Annotated in this window: 8 protein-coding genes; 1 reads left to right on the top strand and 7 read right to left on the bottom strand. The window is 47.7% G+C overall.

Annotated elements, in window-relative coordinates; translation table 11 throughout:
* A partial coding sequence (locus HY879_24080) for a hypothetical protein (GenBank protein MBI5606423.1) occupies window positions 1–200 on the top strand: 200 nt, incomplete at its 5' end.
* A gap of 86 nt (window positions 201–286) precedes the next feature.
* Here the strand turns inward: HY879_24080 and HY879_24075 are convergent.
* The 7 genes from HY879_24075 to HY879_24045 form a co-directional block, all read right to left on the bottom strand.
* A complete protein-coding gene (locus HY879_24075; GenBank protein ID MBI5606422.1) occupies window positions 287–517 on the bottom strand; it encodes a hypothetical protein in 231 nt (76 codons plus the stop codon).
* A gap of 49 nt (window positions 518–566) precedes the next feature.
* On the bottom strand, window positions 567–1112 hold the full coding sequence (locus HY879_24070) for a methyltransferase domain-containing protein (protein MBI5606421.1): 546 nt from the start codon (window positions 1110–1112) through the stop codon (window positions 567–569).
* 270 nt (window positions 1113–1382) lie between these two features.
* A complete protein-coding gene (locus tag HY879_24065) occupies window positions 1383–2654 on the bottom strand; it encodes an ATP-binding protein (GenBank protein MBI5606420.1) in 1272 nt (423 codons plus the stop codon).
* 89 nt (window positions 2655–2743) lie between these two features.
* Window positions 2744–3181: a VOC family protein gene (locus HY879_24060; protein MBI5606419.1), complete on the bottom strand. Its 438-nt coding sequence runs from the start codon at window positions 3179–3181 to the stop codon at window positions 2744–2746.
* A 352-nt stretch (window positions 3182–3533) separates the two neighbouring features.
* Window positions 3534–3866 carry a type II toxin-antitoxin system HicB family antitoxin gene (locus tag HY879_24055; protein MBI5606418.1) on the bottom strand — a complete coding sequence of 111 codons (333 nt, stop codon included), beginning with the start codon at window positions 3864–3866 and terminating at the stop codon, window positions 3534–3536.
* Window positions 3867–4555: 689 nt separating this feature from the next.
* A complete protein-coding gene (locus HY879_24050) occupies window positions 4556–6694 on the bottom strand; it encodes an SIR2 family protein (GenBank protein MBI5606417.1) in 2139 nt (712 codons plus the stop codon).
* A 370-nt stretch (window positions 6695–7064) separates the two neighbouring features.
* Window positions 7065–7862, bottom strand: a complete 798-nt coding sequence (locus HY879_24045; protein ID MBI5606416.1) for an endonuclease — start codon at window positions 7860–7862, stop codon at window positions 7065–7067.
* Window positions 7863–8018: the final 156 nt, after the last annotated feature.

Below are 8018 nucleotides of genomic sequence, written 5' to 3'. Positions count from 1 at the left end.
CCTGGTATCGAAAAAATGTGCATTCCTCTTTTTATATGATCCTGTTACCGATTTCCATCCAATCCAAAAATATCGGACTGATCTGTCTCGAAGGCCTTCAGGATGGATTACAGGATATGTCGAAGGAATATCTGAATTACATGAGAATCCTGCGTGACCAGATTATGCTGGCCATCAAGCAATTGGCCTCTGAGAAGTAAACCGCTCCTTTCCTACCGACCGCCACTTTTCTTTTTTCGGGCATATTCCTGGGCCGGCGTTTCGAAAGGAATGACCTCCAGAAGATTTACGATACCCAAGGAATCAAAAAATATCTGGAGCGGGAAACCCGCTGAGGCTGGTCGAGAATCGCCCGGTCTTCAGCGCTGAGATTGAACCCACATTGCATCAATTCGAGTTCCTTTTCGATATCCCGAAGGATTGTTTCCTCCGTAGTGTTTATCTTCTCTGCGCCCTCTGAGGAAGGCAGCAGCAGGATCCCCCACATCACAACGAGCCAGCTTTTTTTCGCCATCATGGCCGCAATGCCGGGGAGCAATGCGGCAAACTCGGGTTCCGGCAGAGTGTCAAAAGCGCTTATCGTATGGCAGAGGGCGCCATTTCATGTAACGTTTCTTTTCCTCGACCATCTCCCACAGGCCCGAATCGATGATCTTCGTTCTGGCTTCGTCTCTGCTCTGATGACCGTTGTCAATGAAAAGGAATCCGCTTCTTTTCGAAATTCTGTTCAAATCGCCCATGAGTCCCCCGGGATCGCTCACCATATGAAACATGTCCAGTGCGTAGATAATATCGGCTATCCCCCCGGCCAGGGAGCACTTGTTGCGGTCTGTCAGCACCGCGGTCACATTGGTCAGCCGTTCCTGGGCGGCCCGTTTCGTCACGGCCCTGATGGCGAGTTCGTGGATATCGAGGGCGAATACCCGCCCCTGCGGTCCCACCAATTTGGAAGCGCGCTTGAGGTAGGATCCCGGACCGCAGCCATAATCGACAACAGTCTGTCCGGGCTCTATACCGAACTCATCCAGGAGAGAGGATACCGAAACGAATCTATCCCTGATGTCAAACATCATCTTCATCACCTGAAAAGCAAAACCGGGCATCCTGTCCATGCCCTTACCGCTGATGGTTAATCTCACGAGAACCTCCTGTTTATAATCTTTTGCAGTATTTCAAACCGTTCCATGGGACAGCTTTTTAGCCACTTCCTGCGAAATTTGTTTATCATCCCATTCCGGGTGGGTGCTTTTCAGGTGGGCCATTAACATCTTCCGGGCCGATGTCCACATCTTAAACCCGATTTGGATCCTTTCGGCCGGGGTTTTTATATTTTGCCTTAGCCGGTTCTTTTCGGGGTCAAAATGAGCCATCCCATTTACGGCTCAATCTAATAGCGATAAGAATCGATCAACACTGATGACCCAGGTATTATCAGGAAACTTCTGTAGGGTTCCCCTCTTATCCACGATCTGCACCCCAAGGGTGGATTGATCGGGAAACCATTTTCGACGATTCTTCAGGGTGCCGGAAAGGTTGGTCTCCCCGGTTTTGACCTCCAGACAAAGGATTGGTTTGCGGTCCTTCGTCACCACGAAATCAATCTCCTTTTTATCCAGGGTCCGCACATAATAAAGCCGGTATAGGCCATATCCCCTGTCCGTAAGGGTTTGACAGGCCCGGTTGAGGTTAGTAGCCACCATATTTTCCAAACGGGCCGGTCCTTCCGGGACATAATACCAGTCCAGAAAATACCATTTCTTTTCTCTTCTCAATCCCCGGGAAATTTTTTGAGTCCAGGGGTCCACCGGAAAAAGGAGATAGAGTCTTTTCAACTGCTCCAGCCATTTCTTCACCGTAGTATGGGCCACTTCCAGCTCCCGGGCCAGATTGGCCATGGAGAGAGGAAACATGACGCGGGATGGCAGAAGTGACACCAGTTGCTCGATCTTGTCCAGTTCTACCACCCGAGTTAAATCCTTTAAATCCTGGCGCACGATCAAGCTCAAATAATCCTGGTGCCACTTTCGACAAAACCGATCGTTTTGTCTTAAAAAGGGTTCCGGGAACGGTCCATTCCGTAAAAAAAGGGTATGGGCTTCATTGATCTCCGGGGATAAGCGGCGAGAAATCTGTTTTTCGAAATTCGAAACCATTGTCCCAAAATTCTCTTGGCTCAAAAAACAGGGAGGGTTCTTCAAGGAGGCTATTTCGCTGAGATTAAACGGAAACATGTGGAAGAGATTGTATCGCCCAACCAGAGAATCTCCGGATCGGCGGAACAGATCCAGACGGGCGCTGCCGGTTATGAGGAATCTGAATTCTTTTCCAAAAACGTCATAAACACCTTTCAGAATATCCCGCCAATGGTTGCGTTTGTGGATCTCATCAAAAACGATCCAGGGTTCAGGGAGGCCGCCCAGTGAGCGTGCCGGAGACTCAAAAAAGCGGCTGTCGGATGAGTAGGCTCGCCGGGTTTTGATATCATCCCAATTATAGTAAAGAGAGGAGCAGCCTTTCCTTTCCAACCAATTCCGGGCCAGCATGGTTTTTCCCACCTGACGCGGGCCGGCCAGAAAGATCATGTGCCTTCCAATCAGGTTTTCATCAAAGGCATAGGTTTCAAGGCTTCGGGAGATATAGTTATTGGATTTCATGGACTCATCTTATCGAGATAATATGAGCGTGTCAACTCAAAATACCGCTATCCGGATAAGGCAATTCTTTAAATGGTCGAGGAAAAGTTTTAATCCGTGAAATCAAAAGCCTTCATGATAGGCTGTTGGGAGGATGGTGTTTTTTCCGGTAAAATCTGGAACAGTTCAAGTAAAATGTTGTCCGGGGCCAGGGCCATCATATACCGCAGAGTGCCATATTCCCGGACCGACCCCCGGAAGGAGAAACCCTTATCGGCCATGTGGGCGATCAAACTCTCCAGGTCATCCGTTTGAATTCCCAGATGATGATAAGCACCGCCCCCGCCCGGTCGTGGCGACTGGTCGTAAATATTGATCCGTCCCGAACCGACAGCGATCATGACATTCCGGACCCCGGCAATCTCCGTATCAAAAAGGATCTGGGCGCCAAACATGTCCTGCCAGAATTTAAGGGTGGCCCTTATATCCGAAGCAAAGACGTGAACGTGATGCAACCGTACCTTAAAGGATCGGTTCGATGAGGACATAGGATTTAGGCTTTCTTTCAGTAATGATAGGGAATGGACAGTTTTTCAAAAACCTCAATAATGATTTGAAGTAATTCAAACAGTTCCATGGGACAACCTTTTAGCCACTTCCCGCGAAATTTGCTTGGCATCCCATTCCGGATGGGTGCTTTTTAGATGAGCCGTTAACATCTTCCGGGCCGATGTCCACATCCTAAATCCAATTTGGATCCTTTCGGCCGGGGTTTTTGCCGTAATATTTCAGCCATGACATCATCCACCACTTCAATCTGCCCCGGATCGAGTCTATACTTTATTTTTTGCGGTTCTTTCATAGTGCACGTCGGCTGGACTGGGGAGCAGGCTGGTAATTTTAACAGACATTTTCGACTCGTTGCTCTAATTGCTCTTTGATCCAGGCATTGATGCTCTCCCCGGACTTTTTGGCGGCAACGTATATTTTTCGATGCAGATCAGGCGGGATTCTCAACAAGAATTTCCCGGTGAAAGGTTTTTCCGGCGGTTGGCCAAGTTTAACGCAATATTTGAGATAGTCTTCGACGGAATCCCGGAAGGCCCCTTTGATCTCTTTAACGGTTTTCCCCTGGAAAGTAATAACGTCGCGTGTATTGATGACTTCACCATGAAATATTTCCGCTTCTTCATCGAACTCCACATGACCCATATAGCCTTTATATTCCATCATAGTTTTACTCCTGATTCCCCCAAAAATTTGCGCACGGATTTTACCGTGCCCCGGTCGGTCTCCTTTTGTGGATGAGGACGATGAAACGTCGCTCGAATTCCGTATAAAAAAAATTCGGCAAATTCAAAAAGAAGTATCGATCGACTGTCGACATCTATGCCCATCTTAGAAGCTTCATATTGGGGGTAAAAAGGTGGTTTTAAGGACCTCTTTGCCCTCCTTCTTTTATCCATTTCACTATGAGTTCAATCCCCTGACGTGGTCCGACCCAATGCTATTAACTTAAGGAAATAACTTACTAATTACAATATGTTATATCATGTTACCTCTTAAGCGTTTTGAAATGGGTTTTGAGTGAGATCAGGTTCAATTCCGCTATTTATAAGGGGAATTCCAAGCGGCCCACAACGCTTACGAAATCCAGGGTTCAGAAAAATGGAAACAAAACTGGTTTCAGCTTTTACTGGAATTACTCCAAGAGATCGAATTCATTTTAAAAAAACTCTTAAGTTAATGGCATTGGGTCCGACCCCGTTTAAGTTTAAGCCCGTTTAAGCGTTTACAAAAAGAAAAATGGAAAGCCTCGGTAACTTTATAAGTTACTGAATCGGGTGGACAACGTTTTTCATTTTTTTCTCTGCTGTCTGCCATCGAGAGAAAGCAACAAACTCTGTAGCACCTGCTTAGCTTCAAGTGCTCAACATTCTCTCGATCGCAAGGAATCTCTTTTCGGCATTTTGCATCCATTTCCGAGTAGAATTCTTGATTTTTTCCGGGGCAGTGTTGAATGCATCCCGAAACTGAGTTAAATAGTTCCGAGCATTCTCGATATCGTCGCAGGAGGCGTGATAGACGATCTCCGCTTCAAAATAGGCTGGGAATCTCCGATCAGCGTTCTTTCCAACTAGGTTGGAGTATTCTTTGAAGGCATTGCGCGCGATGCCGATCGCCCAGTCTACGGCTTCTCGCTCCTCTTTGGACAGATCCTCGTATTTGCGTTGCGGGGGTTGGGTGTCGGTTTCAATGAGAAGGAGAGCCTTCACCATCTCCGACGCCCGAAGAAAGAGTTGCGTGAGGTGGGAGCAGCGGTACTCGTTCTCGCCAAGCGGCCCTGACGATTCAAGGACCTCCTTGCGACGCTCGATAGCGATCTTGAATGCGGGCCACGCACTGGAGGGAGGTAGTGCACGAGCGACGTTTTCCTCCCCGATCATGGTCCACAGTTCGTGCTGGACGAGGTCACCAAGATCCTTTGCCTTCGCACTACCCAATGCATTCTCAAGAAGCCGTTGGGCTTCTTGAGCGTAGCAGATGCATCGACGAAACTGCTGCAATGCCAGGTCACGCGCCTCATTCACGCTCCGCTGGAGATCTCGCTGCTGATCAGCAATTGCGCCTTCTACTGCGATTTCGCAAAGATCGAGGAGTGCCATCCTGTTCTTATTCTCGATGAGCCCGAGATAATCCGCTGCGTAGGCCAAGCCAACCAGCAGCACTGAGCGGTATTCGGGACGCGGGACTGAGCCCGAATCGTATAACACTCTCGTGATTCGGTCTTCCATTTCCTTGAAGGCTCGGCGTGCCTGGGGATAACTGCTCTTCTTGTCCTCTTTCCAGTAGCGGTTCTGGGCAAGTAGCAACTCACCGTAGGATGAACCGAGAAAATTTAAATGGTCGACGTTGAGGTCCACCTCGCTAACGCCAGCAAAGGTGAGTGTATCGTCCTCAAGGAAAGAATTGCTGAAAAGATAATAGTGCTCAAGGACGGCCCACGCACCGGGAAGGTTATATTCCAGATCCGCCAGAATTGCCGCGCAATCACTTTCGGAGGGTAGGAAGCCCCCGTTTTGCGTATTATACGCGGCCTCGAAAATTTGGTTCATCCTTTCTTGCCATGATGGCCTGGCCCGGTCTGATGGATCTTTTGTTTCAATGCCGAGCTTCTCCCGACAATAAGCCGGGAACAAGCAGTGCGGGTTGGCGAGGAAAAACCGATTGGGGAATCTCTTCCGGACAAACGGCGAAAAATTTTCTGAAACCTTTTCATTATGGGAGATCCAATACCATTTGTCCAACTGCTCTGTCTTAGTGATAACCTCAAGGAAGGGGTTCATGTCGAAGTAGTCGCCACCTCGATAGCCAATAACAATAATTGGCGCATCGTTGGTCAATCGTTCGAGGAGAGCAGAACGGAGCACGTTCGGAAAGGGAGTTGCGAGACCGCGTGCAAGCGCACTCGTCGGAGGCGAGTGCTTGGCTGCTATGGGGGGATTATCCATGTCTAGAAGGTGGATCGTGCCATGGAAAGCGATAATCTCCTGTCCCCTATTCGGAACTTTTTGTTCATTCTGCAGGGACTTGACTGTAATGTATTGATACGCGACGGACGGATCGACGGATTCGTAGGCTTTCGCAAGCATTTCATCGAAATTCGAGGTAAGGATAGGCCCAATGAGTCCCTTACTCGACAAAACAGCGAGACTTCGCGAGAAGTCGTTGCATCCGGCCTCAAGGCAAAGCTCTCGCCAGAACAGGGCCGCGTCGAACTTCGGGCTGCCATCTCCTCTCCTTCCAGAGCGGTAGCGGAACAGCGAGCAGAGCAACTCGAGTGTGATGTGGGGTTGGTCCAACCGAGCGAGGACCTCTGATATGCGGACTTCGGAATTATTGGGGACACGACCGAAGAGCCACTTAACCATCCCCTTCTTCAGGTCTGCAGCGACGGGTAGGTGTTTGTACGACGCCCCGGCACCGAGCAATAGGACAGGGCGCCGTTCTTCTTCCAAGAGGTGGGCGAGATCCTCGATTCCAAATTTTTTAATACACATGGTGACTTCCCCTCTGCAATGAAAGCAATCAATTTTCTGCCCTTCTTAATAATTCCTTTCTTCCATTCCAATCCCTTAAAGCTCCGGTTCACAAAACAAAAATACCCCGCTCCTTTTTAGGAAATGGGGTTTTCAATCATCCTTTAACCATAAGATATCCCCTTTTTGGGTAGATAAGGGTTAATAAGGCATCGATTATTCTGACAAATTAGTCTACCATATCAATCCTCCAAAAGCAAGGAAGATTCCATAGAAGAATTGGAGGGGGCTTACCCGGCCAACCTTCAGCGATAAGCTTTCAGCAAAACCCTTTACCAAGTAATGGGTTGGCTAAATCCTGATCGCTGACTTGGGGTTCATTTTTATACTATCATCCCGACTTCCGCCTGCGATAAGTATTCAGGTCGGCATCAGTTACGTTCTCCGGAGAGACGAATTTATAATGTTTTTCAGTCACGATTCCAACACCATTTTCATTTTGTTCGAATTCAAAAAGCGCAATCGTGGATTCTTCCATAAACTGGGCGCCTACCGAGCGGCAAATGAGAGATGGAAACTTGTGAGCACAAACACCAAAATCCTGTTCAATCTGTACAATGCTTAATTTGTCAGTGCGACCTTTGGCCTGAATTGGAACGATATAATGCACTCCTTTTTTATCCACCCCCACATAGATCTCATCCGTTTCCACCTGTCCCATTTCCGGGACCGTCGTTCGAAGATGGCTCTGTAATGAATAGCAGGTAATTCCCAAAAAGATATCAACCAATCGGTTATACCGGACTTTAGCAAGAAGTGCTTGTTCATCATTAAAGGCATACTTTTCAACAATTCCCGGGGTAGCTTCCGGAACTTTGATGACAACCATATTTTTGTTTGGGAGTAAAGGGACATTCGGTATCAGAACAAATCGATATTTGGATCTTCCTGTCGGTCTGATAATCCAGGTTTCTTCCTTACCGGCGAGAGATTGGATCATCTTGGGTAACTCAGATCTATAGCGGAAGCTGTAGATTAGATCCCCAAGATTTTTGGGTAAATTTATTTTGAGTTCGTTTCCAAACTTTACAATATCCTTTCTTTCGAATTCCAATTCCCTCATGCCTTCTTTAAACTTTGAGAAAAAAATTTTCTCTATGATTGAAACATAAATGTTTTGTTTGGTCATTGCTGTCCCCTTATTCCTTCATTTTCTCCCTGGCCATTTCAGGAGAACAATTTCTTCACGTAGCTGTTTTTTAGTAGCTGTGGCTATCCGAGTACGAAACAAATCTATGCCAACGACTTCATAACCGAGGGAGTCAGCGATATCGGCCAATAGATG

Source organism: Deltaproteobacteria bacterium, from assembly GCA_016219225.1.
Taxonomy (GTDB): Bacteria; Desulfobacterota; RBG-13-43-22; order RBG-13-43-22; family RBG-13-43-22; genus RBG-13-43-22.
Note: the sequence above shows the minus strand (reverse complement) of the source record. Positions and strands in the feature narration are given on the sequence as shown.

Bases quoted from the DNA above. Each gene is read 5' to 3' on its own strand.
- HY879_24075 (MBI5606422.1), bottom strand. From the start codon at position 517: ATGATGGCGAAAAAAAGCTGGCTCGTTGTGATGTGGGGGATCCTGCTG.
- HY879_24070 (MBI5606421.1), bottom strand. From the start codon at position 1,112: ATGGACAGGATGCCCGGTTTTGCTTTTCAGGTGATGAAGATGATGTTT.
- HY879_24065 (MBI5606420.1), bottom strand. From the start codon at position 2,654: ATGAAATCCAATAACTATATCTCCCGAAGCCTTGAAACCTATGCCTTT.
- HY879_24060 (MBI5606419.1), bottom strand. From the start codon at position 3,181: ATGTCCTCATCGAACCGATCCTTTAAGGTACGGTTGCATCACGTTCAC.
- HY879_24055 (MBI5606418.1), bottom strand. From the start codon at position 3,866: ATGATGGAATATAAAGGCTATATGGGTCATGTGGAGTTCGATGAAGAA.
- HY879_24050 (MBI5606417.1), bottom strand. From the start codon at position 6,694: ATGTGTATTAAAAAATTTGGAATCGAGGATCTCGCCCACCTCTTGGAA.
- HY879_24045 (MBI5606416.1), bottom strand. From the start codon at position 7,862: ATGACCAAACAAAACATTTATGTTTCAATCATAGAGAAAATTTTTTTC.